Source organism: Deltaproteobacteria bacterium, assembly GCA_018668695.1.
GTDB lineage: Bacteria > Myxococcota > XYA12-FULL-58-9 > XYA12-FULL-58-9 > JABJBS01 > JABJBS01.
On sequence record JABJBS010000174.1, the window covers coordinates 1 to 15835 of the forward strand.

Consider the following 15835-nt stretch of genomic DNA (forward strand, 5'->3'; position numbering starts at 1 on the left):
GCCTGCGAAGTAAACACAAGTTCCTGCTTAATCATTTTTCGGTTCTTCTTACACCAATCATCCGAATGGATTCGTCTAATCAACGTCGAGCCAGCTAGATTTGTGAAATAGGCAGACACCCCCACTGACAACACTCTTGGTCCTCATGGGCAACATCAACTTCCTCGGTTCCATCTTCTCCTGGAGTGAATGTAACCACGTCGTAGCTGCAATCCCAGCAATACTCTGTATAAATATAGTCATCGCCACACGTATTGGTTGGAGAAGGAATAAACCCATCAGGAAAACCTGGTACCGATGGTGGATTTGGTGCGCCTTGAGACGGTTGGCACCAATGATTGATTGCAACCGAAACCGCACCTACGGTTACCGCCGCAGTAGTAATTCCAACAGCCGCTCCAAGAATTAAAGGTGCTGCAAAATAACCTACACCAATGATGGCAGCGCTTCCCAACATAGAGCCAGATGCGGCACTCAGAGAAACCAACATACCAGACATCGCATATCCCGCGGCGGCGGCTGTAGTAGCTCCCGCCATGCCACCCAATACACCTGCACCTGCTAAACCTGCTTCCCAAGCCACGGTACAGTTGTCTGCGAAGTCGGCTTCCAGCGCGGTAATACTTGCCGCCATCTCATCAAAATAATGACCGTCGCTGTCATAAGAAAAGAGCTCATAACTATAGCGACCGATGTTTCCCTCAATGCTTCCGATAAAGACCTCAGCTGGTGTTTGAGCCTCGGACTCGAGATTATAGAGCGGGAGCTTAAGCGTTCGATATAGTTTTTGTGTGAAACTTACACTTTCAGTGCTTTCACGGTATTGATACGTCGCTCTTGAGCGCATGGTTACCAGATAACCATTTCTACAATTGCCAGCTGAGTTATCTTCACAGGTTTGCTCCGACATAAAAAGAACGTTTTGAGCGCCTGAGGTTCTTTGCTCCACCAGATAGAAACTGCAATCCCCATTATCGCGAGCCGCTTCATCACACAGGGCCCAAGTTAGTAGTTTACCACGAGCAAATTTCCGGACGTACTTATCGCGAAGCCGATGCCCATCGAAACGGACTGTATTTTTGATCGACACCATGCCACTTGAATAAATCTGACTTGATTGTGTCGAACTCTGTGATGCTCCTGATGTCGCAGCGAGACTTGTAAATGGTTGGCAGATAATAAGTAAAAGCGCCCAAAACTTCATAATCTTCATTCCTGGTGAAAGTTGATGTCCAGGACTTCGCGGTGCCGCATGAGATTCTGACACAAAGAAAGATAAAAGATAAATTAAGATAAATTAAGATAAATTACATAAGATAAATTAAGCAGGAATGTGTGCTGGAACACACCACAATATCTAAGTTCATCTCCCTTTAATCTACCACTGAATAAATCTAGCGTCTTTAAACCAAAACTCACACACTAATTAATGCGTCTTTTCATAACATAGACGCACTTGCGCATCCTCAAACAAATATGACTCCAAATCTCCCAGGCTCAAATTTAGATAAATTATGAGATAAATTATGAGATAAATTATGAGATAAATTAAGATAAATTAAGCAGGAATGTGTGTTGAAACAAGCCAATTACTAGGTTTTGTTGCCCTCTAACCGAGTCTAGACTAGATCCAGACTCTCCAAACCAAAAACTGTTCACCAAAAATTTGAACGATTATAGGGCTGAGACGCACTTGTTCCTATACGGTCAAATATGAGCCGAAGTCACAAAACCTTAAGCTCGATAAAAGGAAGGACTCCAGCAATGTTTAGGGAATCCGTTCTGCACTCCCGCGCCTAAAAGCTTCACACAGGCTGCGCGATACCCTCGCTGAAAACACCAGTACTCAGAAACATAAGCTCTGGTAGATGCGTGATAGCGCTTCGCCCATGCAGTTAACTGGCGGTGGCGTTCTCTCCACCACGGCGGCAATAAAGGTTTTGTACAGATAGCTATGCTTATGTTTCGCACAGCTTTACGACCAGCAACTGCCTTCTCTTCACGCCTCCTACGCTCTGTTTCCGTGGCAACGATTTCCGACACTAAAGCGCATGTATTCGCCTGCCTCACATCAACGCTTAGATGCTCCCAGCACGGCAAAGCATCCACAGCCAAATCAAGCCGCTGAATATAGTCAGACTTATTAAGCCTTTTCTTCCGAACCAGCCTTGATTGGATTGTCTTTGCGCGGTGATAGGACGTGGCATCAAGCCATTCTGCCTTAATTTGTGCACCCGTCATCATATGCCTTGCACAATGTAAACCTGGCCAATGCTCAGGCCTCTCAACAAGGTCTTCTTTAACACCCTGGCTTAGAATGTATTTCAAACATTTCACCTGGCTCTCTTCAGTAGGAAGAGCTGTTGCCACAAATCGCTGGTGCCAGAATGTGCCAGGAAGTTTATAACGTTGACCCAACCTACGTGATATTTCCCGCTTAATAAAACCAACAAAGCTAGAAACTTCATTACCAAGGCCAGAAACCATCAAGTGAATATGGTTGGACATAAACGCAAAACCGTACAGCTTTACCTCTGGCCAGTTCTGCCGCGCCATAGCAACCACGCCGCCGCAAAGTGATGACACCCCTTTCTTGGGAGCTAGGAGAAACTGCCCACGAAGTGTCTTACTGATGATGTGGTAAACCATTCCTGGCTGCAGATATCGGGCGTGGGTGATTTGGAGAGAGTCTTTTGATGAGTTTTTCAGCATGCGGAAGAGCTAGCAAGCTACATGCCTGATGAAAAATCAAAGAAATCAATGAGGCGCTGTAGCATTAAGCCAAAATGAAACAAACAAGTCATTAGGATGCGACATGCACACATTCCTGCTTAATCGGTTTTTCACCGGTTCGAGCGCTGCCTTCTGCACTGCAGTCTTTGCTCTGAATTGTTTCATTGTCAAATGACGACGAGTCATCATTGCTGGATGCACTGGAGCATCCCGTTGCAAGGAGTAAGATAAATAAACATCGAAGTGGTTGGGTAAACATAAGAGAATCCTCGTAAAGTGCATCGACTGCCTTGGCTTAATTGGTACACAGAATCTTTCTAGATGTTTGATTCGTTATTATCATTTCATGAATACTTCCACGGTATCAATATGGGATTTGTGCCTACATTTTGTTAATGCTTTGATTTAGATGTTTCGGAACTTCAGGAATCGGGTGCGATTTACAACTGTTGGGAGTTTTTTGGCGTTTAGGTGAGTGAAGCAGGAATGTGTATGGATGTAATCTGGTGCCAGCTAAGCTGAATTTTTTGGAGCAGGTATTTGGTGGTCCAACAGAGATACCTGGTTGATTAGAATTTCACTTTTTCTTGAAAGCAACTTTTCCTTTCTCAATGGCCTTGAGAAGTAAAACGGCACCTGGACTTGCTTTTCCCTCGTAACTCTTTCGAACCTGTTGAGCCTTCTTGGCAAATTGCTTGCGCTCGGCGGGGGTGAGTTTGTAAACCTTGATGCCAAAGCTACGAAAATTTTCGAGCAGATCTGGCTGAATCTTCCGCACGCCGGTTCGGCCTTCGAGAGCTCCCTCATGGGACCGGCCATTAAGAACTTTTTTATGTTCAGGTGTTTGCTTGTCGAACCAATATTTACCAAATGCGATTACGCCGGGCTGATACAAGTGCTTGGTTTGTGTGAAATGAGTGATGTAAGGTTGCCATCCGGCCGCAAATACGAAGAGAGGAGTGTTGCCGTAAGCGACTATTTTAGCAGACTCCAATGCATCCACGACTTCACTCGTTTCAAGGGCTATGGGAACCGCGCCAAATGTAGACCACGTCAACGGATGAACAATAGAGGGTTGTGAACGAATCGTCAGATCCGTCAGGTCATTCGGAGATTTGATGAACTTGCCCTTTGTTCCTATCCCGTGCCACCCATTCTCCGCCCATTGATTAAAGACAAAACCGCCTGCCCTGAAAAGCGAGCCAACCACCGGAACAAGGTGATTATCAAGCACAAAGTCCACTTCCTCTGTGGAACTCCAGAGGAATGGTAAGTCAAACACCTCCAGCTCTGGAATAACGTAGTTCATGGCTGAAAGCGTACCTCCGTACATCTGCAACTCACCTGCTATGATCTTCCCTATGCACTCTTTCGCGGTGCCTTTCGCCCCGCCGTAATAAACCTTCATCTTGATTTCGCCTGCCGACTGCTTGCGAATGAACTTTTTCATACTCTTGGTCTGCTGTTCCCATGGGGTCCCGGCCGGGGCTACGGTACATGCCTTGAATTTAACCTTCTTGCCTGCAAAGGCGGGCACCATCGCGGCGAACAGAAGAATGAAGATGACCAGAATATGAAGAGCGAGCTTACTCGAATATCTTTGCATTATCTTAATCCAATGGGTTCGAATCGTTCTTAATGATAGCCTACATTGCAGCGTACGCCAACATTGCCCGCTCTTGAGCCGCGACCAGTACGATTCTACTCACTTTCCAAATTCGGACCGCCGATGGTGCTCAAGGTCCTCAGGGTGAGCCAGGTGCCGATGGTACGAACGGAACCGATGGTGAAGATGGCCAAGATGGTACCAACGGAACGGATGGCGCAGCCGGAGCCGATGGCTCAGACTGCACAGTGAGCGCAGTTGATTGTGTCGCCACGCTTACTTGTGAGGATGGTACTTCTGTTAGCTGGAACTTAACGGGTTGTAAGCTTGAAGTACCTGAAGGCATGGTTGAAGTGCCAGCTGGTGATTATAAAGCTTGTGTAGATGCAGGTGTGTGCCAGTACAACAGACACCTACCGCACTTATGATAATGGCAAAGAGCTCCATCCGATAAACTATGTAAATTGGTATGATGCGACTGCTAATTGCATTTTTAATGGTAAGCGCTTGCCCACAGAACAAGAGTGGGAAAAAGTAGCTCGCGGCACAGATGGTAGAACCCATCCTTGTGGAGAGGATGCTCCTGATGGCACGCGCTCTAATTATTGGGACAGTGGTGATGACTTTGACAACGGAACAACTCCTGTTGGGTATTTCAATGGCGTCAATACATTAGCTGATGGAACCACCCCCACGGTTAACAGCCTAAGCCCATATGACGCTTATGGTATGGCTGGGAATGTGTGGGAGTGGACGAATTCTTGGTATGGCAGTGATATGAACACTCGCGTGTTGCGCGGCGGGTCGTTCAACAACAACAACACGAACAACTTACGCACATCTAATCGCAACAACAACAATCCAGACAACCGTAACAACAACAACGGTTTCCGTTGCGCCCAGTAGTTCTTGATTGATAAAACCCTCATGCTTAATCAAGAGGTGACACAATGCCGGCAATTGGAACCGCCGAGTTATCAAGGATTTTTAACGACCTGAAATCTGCTTTGGGAGATTATCCAAATACGTCGCCACTGGTTGTTCGGTCGCCGCAGATAGCAATGGTTTTTGCAGAAGTGGGAGAAAAGGTTGACGGCAAATGGATGGCCAGCTCTCAAGCTTTGTTTGAGTTCTTTGAGACCCGATTTGATTCTTCTCAAACCAGAGAATCAGAATATCATCTAAGCATTGGTGCGCTCTCCTCGGGCAAGTCAGTTTTATCCGTGACCCCATCCGATTCTGAAGTTGAACAAGTTACGGATGAAATTAAATTGCATCTTCGGGCTTCACTTTTGGAGGATAAAAAATCGGCAAAAGAGTTACGAAAGCGCCGAAAGCGCCGGAGGTTGCATAGAGAAGAGTCTGTGGAAAACGCACGAAAAGAAAACGAGAGAAAGAGAGCTATCTTTTTACCGCACCAAGACCGAATACGGCGCCAAATTAAGGAAACCGTCAAACTTCTTCATGCCAGGGATAAAACCTGGGTAGGTAAACCGCTTCGCTCTGAACCGTATCCGAACGAAGACCCGGTCGGCAGTGTGTTTTTGGAGGTCTTTAAGTATTTTTTTGCGGACCGAGAAGTTCCCGGCCGGAGAATGGTTGTTGGGAGACATGAAAGAACTAATTTGCTCTTCGCCAGGATATCCTATGAAACTGGCCTAAGCACCAATGAACTTCAAAGTCGTTTCGGGAAGACCATTAATGTTCGAGATTGTGGATTCTGCCTAAGAATAATCCAAGCCTATCATATGCATAAGACCGAGATGGGACTTGAGAAGCATGATATCCGCCATGCAACATCTGCGGAAATGGCGTCTTCCTGTGGGAATTTCCCCGGCACCAGTATGCTCAACAATTTATTGCGGACTGTTAAATCCCAGGTCTCTCCACTACTTCGAAGTTCAGCGGCGCTTCTGGCGAACATTGCCCCAATTGAAGACCTCTTTGATTACATAGCCATTGAGTTCTATGCCGGTAAGCATGCAGGCTTGGGAGCAGATGGAGCAATAGGCTATCTTGTGGGGGAATTAGCAGCGCATCAAGAAGAAAAGGGCGAGAAACTTTCTCTTAAGGACCTTGCTGGTGAATTAGAATATTGGACTGAGGCGAGACTTAAGGAGTGTTATCTCACATGGTATGAGGAAGTGAGTTGCTACGTCTTAGAGCGACCACTTAAGGAAATGCGTGTGCCTAAATATTTTTAAGTTAGAGTTTTTTTAGCTTTTTAAATTAGACAGATATCAGCGCATGTAGGAATAGCTTAAGCTTCCAAATTGAATTCAAAGTGTTGCGCCATGGTGAGCATAAAAAGAAGTGGGCGCCCGCAGCAGGGGCGCGGTAACAACTCCTCGCACCCACCCAACTCGCACCAACAAAAAACTCACTCCATCACCACAAACCCAAGCCTCTGCCGCGCCCCCATCTCATCCACTAAAGTAAGCACATGCTCCCCCGCAGGCGGCGCCAAAGCAATCTGATGAAACCCCTGAGTCGTCCCCACAAACTCATCATTCAAATGCCAGAAAATCTGACTATTCGGCTCACGATGCGTCGCTTCCATCACCGCTTGCCCTGGTTTCCCGTCAAGTCCGCGTGGCACAAAAATCCGTGAGCGCGGCGTGGGATACACAATGGCCATGGATGGCTCTTGGGAGTCTGTGGCTTCGGGGCAGCTTGGGTGAAAGCTTGGGAGCGGTTTGTAGCCGGGGTGTTTGCGCCGGTAGAAGGTTTCCATTTTGGTGGGCAATACAAAGTAAGAGGTGTGTCGCATGGTGTGCACGGCGGCGCAGGCGCTGCTTACGCGATGGTTCTCGGTAGGATGCAGGTGGGTATTCTGGCAATAGCCGCAAGGCGCGGTATCCAGCGAGCCTTTGGGAATGAGCTTTTCTTCGCTGTGTTCGCAGTGGGGGCCAGCAATGTGGCCGCTTTGGCTGCATACGTGGGCGGTGGCCATGCGCTGCGCTTGGGGCGTAAACCAGTGGCCGTGGTCTAAGCGTGAAAACACATCCAGCATAATGGGCGCCGCGGCGCTGGTGCCCGTGAGACCAGCGCGGCCTTCACCGTCGGCGTTGCCCACCCAAATGCCCACGGCATATTCTGGGGTCACGCCAATGGACCAAGCATCGCGAAAACCAAAGCTGGTGCCGGTTTTCCAGGCAATGGGCTGAGACGAGGCAAATTGCTTCCAGCCTTGGCCAAGCCCGGGGCGGTTTACATCGAGAAGAGCGGTGAAAGTTTGGTAAATGGCACCCGGGTCGGCGCGGTAAGCAGGTGTTTCTTCGTCTTGCTTCTCAATTTGCGAATCAGATAAATAGCGCGGCTTAAAATAGCTGGTGGAAAGCTTTTGCTCGCGGCCAATCTGCGCGGCGCGGGCAAGCCCGGCATACATGCCGGTGAGCTCCCATAAGGTGGCTTCAGAGCCGCCAAGAATGAGTGTAAGCCCATAATGGCCCGCCGGATGGGTGAGGGTACTCATGCCCAAAGATTCCAGCTCGGCGTAAAAGCGGTCCAGGCCATAGTCGCGCAGCATGAGCGAGGCAGGGATATTCAGCGAGCGGGCCAAAGCCGTGGAGGCAGGCACCGCACCATCGTAACTTTTACCAAAGTTCAGCGGAGCAAAGCCGCCAAAGCGGGTGGGGACATCGGGGATGAGCTGGTGAGGCATGAGCGCGCCATCGCGGAGCATGGCGGTATAAAGCAAAGGCTTAAGCACACTGCCGGTGCTGCGGGGCGATTGAATGATGTCTACATGGTTTTGGTGCAAAGCCGGGGAGAACTTAGGCACATTGCCCACATAAGCCACCACTTCGCCTGTATCCACCTTCAAAATGATACCCGCAGCGTTGTGAATGCCATTGCCCGAAAGCCTCTTGTGGTGGCGCTCAATCACTTCTGTGAGCATCGTTTGCTGGCTGCGCACCAAGGTGGTCTGCCCCTGGCTTTCACCGGTTTGGCGTAAGTGGTGGGCCAAGAGGTGCGGCGCATGGTTGGGAATAGGGTGCGGCTTCATCGGCAGCGGTTCTGCTTGGGCGAGCGTAAGAGTTTCGCCCGGGATGATGCCTTGGGTGTGCATGTTTACCAAAAGGCGGTCGCGCTTAGCCTTAAGGTAGGTGCGGTTGCGGCCTGGGTGAATCAAAGCCGGGCTGTTGGGAAGCACCGCCAGGGTAGCGGCTTCTGCCCAGGAGAGGTTTTCGGCTTTGCGCCCAAAGTAGCGCCAGGCGGCGGCTTCAATGCCCACCACATTGCCGCCAAAGGGTGCGTGGCTGGCGTAGAGGTTTAAGATTTCGTCTTTGGTGTAAAAAAGCTCCAGCTTCAACGCAGCCACTGCTTCCACCGCTTTGGAAAAGAGCGTGCGGGCAGAACCGGGGCGAGACAGGCGGGCCACCTGCATGGTCAGGGTGCTGGCACCACTGACCACACGGCCTTCTTTATAATTATCGGAAATGGCGCGGCCAAGTGCCAGCACATCAATGCCGGGATGGCTGTAGAAGCGCTTATCTTCAAAGGTGGTGATGGCATGAACAAATTTTTCAGAAAGCTTATCGGTGGGCGGAAAGCGCCACTGCTCATCCCCAGCCACGGTAGCCGAGAGAAGCTCTCCACTTTGGTCGTAAAGCACCGTGGAAAGCGGCGTCTCAAATTGCGGCGTGGGAATCAGTAAAAAGATGAAGGCTACAAGCACAAAGCTGCCCACGCACATCCATTTGAATGGATGATGCCCGCGTAGGCGCCAGTGCAAAATAGCCTTCAGCATGATTTAACCTTCTGGTCCTGCTCTGCGCACTTCAACCCAGTTTCCAAGGTCTCGGGCGTAGATGGAGCCATCGTACATGGCCTCAACGGACACCTGCGGCATGTAGAAGCGGCCGAGGTAGCTGGAGTTGAGCTTAAAGGTGAAACTGCGGCTCTCACCTCGGCGCAAATCAAAGTAGGTGTAGATGCGGTCGTCGCGAATATCCTGGTAATCAAAATTGCGGCGAGCCGATGGGCCAGAAATCAGCCGCTCGTTGTGGATTTCCCACCCCGAAGGCATCACCTGACTCAGCGCTAAGTCTTTTACTTTGCCCAAGAGGCTGCGGTTGGCGACTGTCACGCGCACATTGAAGTCTTCGCCTTGTGGTAATGAGCTGATGTCTAGATTTTTGCCGTTGGAATCGGTGTACCTCACCATCAGGGTCAATCCTTTGGCTTCTGGTGTTTCTTTCACCGGCTTGGGCACGCCTCGGGTGGCGACCCGCACATAAATGGGATTGGTCCCTGGGTTTTTCACTTTGAGATTGGGCTTTGCCTTTTTATCCACTGCAAGCTTCACACTGGCAATGGGCCGGGTGGTGGCCACGTTTAGAGATTTGTCTTTGCCCAGGGTATAGGTGGCTTCCAGGGGTGCATCCTGGTCGAGCTTGCCCACAAAGCGGCTGATGCCCAAAAGCGAATAAGCTGTGGTCTGGGTGCTGTGCCAGCGATTGCTCGAAAGCTGCTTGGACACCGCTTGAACCAGCTCCATGGCGCGCTCGCGGTCGCCAATCAGTGCCAGGGTATCCAAAATCAGGGCTAAGTCTCGCAGCGCTGAACCATAGGTGGTCCCATGACCGCTGTATTGTCCAGACTCCATGCTTTGGCCATCGACCAATGTGCGCGCCACCTGTTGCTGGCCCGCTAAGTGGTAAGCTGCCGCCAGTCGCCACCGCGCTTGGAGGTGCAGGCCCTTATGCTCTTTAAGCCGGTTCATAGAGCTTAAGTCTGGTGCTTTGGCCAGGGCCAATCCGTAAAGGCGATAGGCCTGGATCAGCTGATCGCTGCGGCTATTGCTGCCAGCCCAGGCGCTTGCCTGATTGGTTTGAAAGTTGACCCATTGCTCGAGCATGCCCGGCGGCAGGGCATAGCCTTGCGCTTTGGCTTCCAAGAGAAAGTGTCCGGCGTAGCTGGTGCCCCACATATTGCTGCCCGCACCTGGCCAATAGCCCAAACCGCCGCTGGAGTTTTGAAAGCTCTTGAGGCGGGTGATACCGGCGGTGATGTTCTTTTGAATCTTCTGCTTTTGCTCGTCATCGAGATCCACGAGGTTCGATAAGAAGAGCTGCGGAAACACCGACGAAGTGGTTTGCTCCACGCATCCGTGGGGATAACGCATGAGGTATTTGAGCCGCTCTTCTAAGTTGAGCGGCGGCAGGTGAGAAAGCTCCAGGGTGGCTTCGTTGGTGCCCACCATGCCCGGCAGCTCGATGGTATCGTTCCAGGTGGTGCCCGGTTCAATGACCGCAGCAAAAAGCCTGTTCACAGCCACATTGCGGTGCATCACATCAATCTCAATGCGTTGCTTTGCTGTTTCTCCGTGGCCGGTGGCAATCACTTCCACCACGCCAATGCCGGTGTTGCCCAATACATTGAGCGGGAAGGTCACAATGGAATCACCCGGCGACTCAAAGGTGAGGCTTTGCTGGGTTTTACCATCTACCGCGAGAGGTCCTTCGGTTTTGATTTGGACGCTTACGTTTTTCACATCCTCGGTCATGGCAAACACTGAGATGGGTAGCTTCACGGCTTCGCCCGGGCCAAGTACCCGCGGCAAAGTGGCCAGCACCATAAGAGGCTTGCGCACAAAGATTTCCTGATGGGCTGAGCCAAAGGCGCCCGTTTGGCTATCACCGGCTACCACCATGGCCCGCACCGCACCCACGTATTGGGGGATGTCGATGCTGTGCTCGCGGGTTTCGCCCGCCGCCAAAGTAAATGGCCCTAAGAAACGCACCATGGGCACAAAGCGGTTGGCGCTCTTTTTATCGTCGCCTCCCTCGTCTTCTTCGTCGCTACCACCAATGCTTAAGAGGTTGTTGAGCTTGCCACCAAAGGCGCCCATCACATTGTCAAAGCTGTCCCAGGTTTGCACACCCAAAGCTTCGCGGGTGTAGAAGTTTTTCCAGGGCTTGGGGGTTTTGTAGTTGGTGAGTCCCAAGAGGCCTTCGTCCACCACGGCCACGGTATAGGTCATAGACTTGCCGTTTTTCTCGCTCACGCTGAGCTTGCCGGTGGAGTTGGGCTCAAAAGATTCGGGCGCGGCAATCACCGGCTCGAGCTTCGTATCAGGGTTGACCACTTTAAGCGGCGTGATGCCATACATTCGAATCGGCGCATCGTTAAGCGTATTCTCATGAGCCTGCACCAGCATCACGTGGGCGTAGGCGGTGGGCGCCATGTCGGGGGTGGCCTGAAGCTTGTACTGCATGCGTTCTGAATCGGCTGTTACCCATTCGGAGCGCAGCACGCGGCTGCCAGATTCAATGCTCACAAACATGCGGGCACCAGGAGATGCAGGCATGCTCAGGGTCACTTCTTCGCCCACTTTGTATTCGGCTTTGTCCGCTGAAAGGCTTAAGACGGATGCACCACCGGGGTTGTCTTTGCGCTGCTTACCAGCCCAGCCGGGCCAATCGATGTAGACGATTTTCGCCGAGCGGTGTTTGCCGCTCTTATCCACGGCGGTGACCAGGTAGCGGCCCCATTCGGGGTAATCCACTTTGAAGTTCCAGGTGGCTTTACCATTTGCCAGTGTCACCGTGCCTTTTTGAATGGAGCGGTAGCGGTTGGAGCTTACAAAGTCTGCCATAGATTCCGAACCTTGCTGCCACCACCAGCGCCAGCCAACTTTATAAAGATGCATATCCACCTGGCCATTGCCCGCAGGATTGCCATCGTTGTCTACCCGCACCACTTCAATGGGGTGTTTCATATCTGTGAGGAGCATGCCGCGGGCTTTGTCGCCCTTAGGTACTCTTAAGCCCACGTAATGCTCGTAGGGAGAAACTTTCACCGACTGGCTTGCCTGACTGTAAGCGCCGCTTGGTTCGTACACGCGGGTTAAGAGGTTGGCCTTGAGCATACCGCTGGGATTGCCGGAGATGGGCAGTTTGGCCTTCACATTGAGATTACCTTTGGCATCCAAGGTGCCTTCGTAGATTTCTTTGCGGTCCGAACGGTAGCGGCGGCTTGGGTCGTCGAAGGTGTAATCACTAAGCTTTGCAAAGCGGGTGGTGGTGGGCGAGAGCGTGGCGGAAATATCCACGCTTAAGTTTTTCGCCGGGGCACCGTGGAGCCATTGAGAGGCCAGGGTGGCATCCAGTTCCAGCTTGGGGGATTTCACCAGCTCCTCTTTGTTTTCGAGTTCTATTTTGAGACGGTTTGGAATCACCGTTTCAATTTTCAGGGTTTTCGTAAATTGGGTACCGCCCACAAAGAAGGTGGCGGTGTAATTGCCTGTGGGAGCATCCCGCTCGGTTTCGGTGGCAATGCTGTAAAAGCCGCCCACACCATTTTGGCGGGTGATGCGTTCGATTACCTGGCCGCGGCTGTTGGTGAGCTGAAAATGCACCGGGTGGTTTTTCGGAAGCAGCTGGGCCGAATCAAAGAGCACAAAGGTCAGGTAAATCTTATCGCCCGGGCGCCACACGCCGCGCTCGCCATAGATAAAGCCTTTAATGCCTTTTTGCAGGCGCTGCCCACTGGTGTCGAAATGGCTGGTAGAGAGGCTCTGGCCATCTTGCAAGCGCAGGTAGTTGTGGTCGCTGCCTTCTTTGGCCACCACAAAGTAGGGGCGGCGCTCTACTTCCAATTGCACCATGCCACCGTCGTTGGTGCGGCCCTGGCTGATGATGTTTTGCTGGTAATCCATGGCCACGATTTCCACACCGTACTTAGGAGCATTGGTGTTGATATCGGTGATGGCCACCGTGAGGGTGTTGTCCTGGCCAAGCTTGGCAATCATGCCTAAGTCGCTGACGAGAACATTGCGGTATTTTTCCACCCGCTGGTCATGGTAGCCGCGGTAGTAACCGGCGTGGCAGGGGTTGTGGCGGTTTTCGTAGTAGTCGCTCCAACTCATGCCTTCGTCACCGAAGCTGTCCCAGAAGCTGGTCTCTTCTTCTTGGTCGGTGCTTTGGAGGGATGCGTCTTGCTCTTCTTCTCCAGGCGCCGCCGCACAGGGATAGTTGATGTGCTTGCGGGCAAAGCTAAGCCTGAGCCGGTAGAGGCCCTGGGTGTCTTTGTTTATCAAAGGCTTGATATCCAGGCCGTAGCGGGCCCAGCCTTTTTCGTTGGTTTCAGCTTGTGGGTTGAGCTTGATGGTTTTCTTCCAGATGCTGCGCCCCACGCGGTGCATTTGGCTGGTGCCGTTTAAGTTGTTCACCTGCAGAAACTGCGTCATCTGCTTGTTGTTCACCCGCATGGCTTCCACCACCACCGAGTCCAAACCACGGGCTTCAATGGGCAGGGTGAAATTGCTGCTGGATGGTAAAATCACGCCTTTGCCAGTGAAGCGCACCGCTGGTTTATGAAAGCTAAAGCTAACGGTATGGCTGCTGGCCGCTTTGAGGCGAAAGCCTGTCTTGCTTTGAATGTTGTCGGAGATTTCAATGGTTTCATTGGCAAGCCATGCCTGGTTGCTGTAAACGCGGACCACGCTGCCATCGATTTGCATACGCAGCTTCTTTTTACCCACCCGAATCAGGCCTCGTAGATTCTGGCGAAGCTTGAGCGGATCGGAAAAACGCACTTCCACATGGCGGCCACCTTGAGTCATGGCCCGCACATTGGTCACGGTGAAATTGCTAAGCCCGGGAACATTGAACTCCCGAGCAGAGGTGCGGTCTACACCAATGCTTTGGCCATCTAAGGCGATGTTGAGCTTGGAGTCTGCGCTCTGGCGGGTGATGCCCGCAATCGTAAATTTGTGCTCTCGCTCTGAGGTGTGCTCCCAGGTCGTGGTTAAAGAGTCGTCTGTGTGTTGCGCCTTGAGAATGCTTTCCACTTCGCGGCCATTGGAAGCATCGGCGGTGCGGATGACGCCCTTTAAAACCTGTTTGGTGGAGTCTTTGCCCGGTGCCAGCATGAGACCATCAAAGGCAATTTCGTAGGCTTGAAACATCACCTGAAACCCAAGGCTGAGCTCTTCTACTTCTTCACCGGTGGCTTTCTTGAGATCCACGGTGGCGGTGTAGGTTTGTCCTTGAGGCAAGGCTTTGCTGGGACGAAATTGCAGCTCGTGGGTACTTTCCCAAACCGCCAAACCTTCAATGGCTGGTTCAAACTTGAAGATGCCTTCTGGAGCCGATTCACCGGCTTGGGAGGTTTGAATTTGTGCGTCTACAAATTGCACCCGAATCGGACTTTTACTGGAGACGGTACCCGCCGTGCGCGCTGCGATAATCGATGGCGCTTCCGGGGTTTGGGTTTGCTCAGTTGAAGCATTCTCAGATGGCTTGGTGTCGCGCTTGCACGAAACAAGCACGGTGGCAGCGATGAGAAGAAAGATGGGCAGGGACAAGTTTCGTCCGTTGAGCATGGGCATATCTCCATTATGGGTCTCAAGAATGGACCTGAGTCTATCGGACGGATGGGGGCGTCACCAGAGGTCACATAACAAGACCCACGGGTGACTGGGTTTATTCCCGGCAATGTAGGGAAAGGTACTTTTTTAGTGTCACCGCATCGCTTGCCGCGGTCCGGGCCTAGCTGCGAACCGCTGGTCGTCCGTCTTTGGCGTCCTAACGCGAACCTCCTCAAGTCCCCGTCCTCGCGGCGTAAAGCTATTGGGATTTATGAAAACAGAGCAAGCAGCAGCGAAGATGGGTGCGCCGAAGGGTTCGCATTCGGGCATCCGAGGACTGCTTGGGCTTTTAATGAATGCTGATTTCTGCCCGACCAGCGGTTCCTACGGTGTGCCCGTCTGGAGCAAGGCGCGCGGTGACGTTGAGTTAGCCTAACTCTCAGGCGTGTTGGCAACCTTTTCCATCCAAGCATTTACCCGGGCGCTGAGTACTTCCAAAGGAATGGCACCTTGTTCCAGCACCACGTCGTGAAAGCCGCGGATATCAAATGCATCGCCCAGTTTCTTCTCGGCTTCAGCTCTTAATGCACGAATACGCAGCTCACCGGTTTTGTAGGCTACAGCTTGGCCGGGCCAGGATATGTAGCGGTCCACTTCGTTTTCAACATTGGTGCGGGTTAAGGCGCTGTTGGATAGCATGTATTCGATGGTTTTCTCCCGCTCCCAACCAAAGGCGTGGAGGCCGGTGTCTACCACCAAGCGGAGGGCACGCCACATCTCGTAGGTAAGTCGGCCAAAGTCGTCGTAAGGGTCTTCGTAAAAGCCGCGGGTGTCGCCATCTTTGCCGCCTACTTCAAGGCCCAAGCGCTCTGAATAAAGGCCCCAGCCCTCAACAAAGGCCGTATAGCCCACCAATTCGCGCCAGCGGTGCATCCCGGCTGCTTCGAGCTCTTGGCTCAAAGCAATTTGCAAGTGATGGCCTGGCATGGCTTCGTGGTAGGTGAGTGCGCGCATTTCGTAGCGTGGGCGCTGGTCTAAGCGGCTGGTGTTGACGATAAAGGTGCCGGATGTGCCGTTTTTGACGGAGCCTTGGTAGTAGTAGGCCGTGGGCGCGCGCTCTGCGATATGGTCTGGCATGGGTTTGATGCCATAGGGCAAGCGCGGAAGCTTACCAAAAA

11 protein-coding genes are annotated in these 15835 nt (G+C 51.9%); 4 read left to right on the top strand and 7 right to left on the bottom strand.

The window, feature by feature from the left end:
• Positions 1–94: 94 nt before the first annotated feature.
• From HOK28_09265 to dctP, 4 genes are all read right to left on the bottom strand, one after another.
• Positions 95–1204 carry a hypothetical protein gene (locus HOK28_09265; protein ID MBT6433268.1) on the bottom strand — a complete coding sequence of 370 codons (1110 nt, stop codon included), beginning with the start codon at positions 1202–1204 and terminating at the stop codon, positions 95–97.
• A 530-nt stretch (positions 1205–1734) separates the two neighbouring features.
• Complete coding sequence (locus HOK28_09270; GenBank protein MBT6433269.1) at positions 1735–2649, bottom strand: hypothetical protein; 915 nt, start codon at positions 2647–2649, stop codon at positions 1735–1737.
• A gap of 154 nt (positions 2650–2803) precedes the next feature.
• The gene (locus tag HOK28_09275) at positions 2804–2992 is read right to left on the bottom strand and encodes a hypothetical protein (GenBank protein MBT6433270.1); all 189 of its coding nucleotides are present in this window, start codon (positions 2990–2992) and stop codon (positions 2804–2806) included.
• 318 nt (positions 2993–3310) lie between these two features.
• Entirely contained in the window at positions 3311–4339 is a 1029-nt protein-coding gene (dctP, locus tag HOK28_09280; protein ID MBT6433271.1) for a TRAP transporter substrate-binding protein DctP, read from the bottom strand.
• A 92-nt stretch (positions 4340–4431) separates the two neighbouring features.
• Here dctP and HOK28_09285 point away from each other — a divergent pair, with 92 nt between their 5' ends.
• The 3 genes from HOK28_09285 to HOK28_09295 are packed head-to-tail and all read left to right on the top strand — an operon-like array spanning position 4432 to position 6543.
• On the top strand, positions 4432–4767 hold the full coding sequence (locus HOK28_09285) for a collagen-like protein (GenBank protein ID MBT6433272.1): 336 nt from the start codon (positions 4432–4434) through the stop codon (positions 4765–4767).
• Complete coding sequence (locus tag HOK28_09290) at positions 4730–5245, top strand: SUMF1/EgtB/PvdO family nonheme iron enzyme (GenBank protein MBT6433273.1); 516 nt, start codon at positions 4730–4732, stop codon at positions 5243–5245. Before HOK28_09285 ends, HOK28_09290 begins: the two co-directional genes overlap by 38 nt.
• Before the next feature lie 44 nt (positions 5246–5289).
• A complete protein-coding gene (locus tag HOK28_09295) occupies positions 5290–6543 on the top strand; it encodes a hypothetical protein (protein ID MBT6433274.1) in 1254 nt (417 codons plus the stop codon).
• A gap of 176 nt (positions 6544–6719) precedes the next feature.
• Here the strand turns inward: HOK28_09295 and pbpC are convergent, their stop codons facing one another.
• Together pbpC and HOK28_09305 are read right to left on the bottom strand one after the other, a co-directional pair.
• Positions 6720–9092, bottom strand: coding sequence for a penicillin-binding protein 1C (gene pbpC / locus HOK28_09300; protein ID MBT6433275.1), 2373 nt, complete (start codon positions 9090–9092; stop codon positions 6720–6722).
• Positions 9093–9095: 3 nt separating this feature from the next.
• Entirely contained in the window at positions 9096–14672 is a 5577-nt protein-coding gene (locus HOK28_09305; protein ID MBT6433276.1) for a hypothetical protein, read from the bottom strand.
• Positions 14673–14928: 256 nt separating this feature from the next.
• Here HOK28_09305 and HOK28_09310 point away from each other — a divergent pair, with 256 nt between their 5' ends.
• The gene (locus tag HOK28_09310; protein ID MBT6433277.1) at positions 14929–15093 is read left to right on the top strand and encodes a hypothetical protein; all 165 of its coding nucleotides are present in this window, start codon (positions 14929–14931) and stop codon (positions 15091–15093) included.
• Here the strand turns inward: HOK28_09310 and HOK28_09315 are convergent.
• The coding region (locus tag HOK28_09315; GenBank protein ID MBT6433278.1) for a DUF885 domain-containing protein at positions 15090–15835 on the bottom strand (746 nt) is incomplete at its 5' end. The genes HOK28_09310 and HOK28_09315 overlap by 4 nt on opposite strands.

Excerpts from the sequence above, each read along its gene's own strand:
- HOK28_09265 (MBT6433268.1), bottom strand. The coding sequence starts at position 1,204 with ATGAAGTTTTGGGCGCTTTTACTTATTATCTGCCAACCATTTACAAGT.
- HOK28_09270 (MBT6433269.1), bottom strand. The coding sequence starts at position 2,649 with ATGGTTTACCACATCATCAGTAAGACACTTCGTGGGCAGTTTCTCCTA.
- HOK28_09275 (MBT6433270.1), bottom strand. The coding sequence starts at position 2,992 with ATGTTTACCCAACCACTTCGATGTTTATTTATCTTACTCCTTGCAACG.
- dctP (MBT6433271.1), bottom strand. The coding sequence starts at position 4,339 with ATGCAAAGATATTCGAGTAAGCTCGCTCTTCATATTCTGGTCATCTTC.
- HOK28_09295 (MBT6433274.1), top strand. The coding sequence starts at position 5,290 with ATGCCGGCAATTGGAACCGCCGAGTTATCAAGGATTTTTAACGACCTG.
- pbpC (MBT6433275.1), bottom strand. The coding sequence starts at position 9,092 with ATGCTGAAGGCTATTTTGCACTGGCGCCTACGCGGGCATCATCCATTC.
- HOK28_09305 (MBT6433276.1), bottom strand. The coding sequence starts at position 14,672 with ATGCTCAACGGACGAAACTTGTCCCTGCCCATCTTTCTTCTCATCGCT.
- HOK28_09310 (MBT6433277.1), top strand. The coding sequence starts at position 14,929 with ATGAAAACAGAGCAAGCAGCAGCGAAGATGGGTGCGCCGAAGGGTTCG.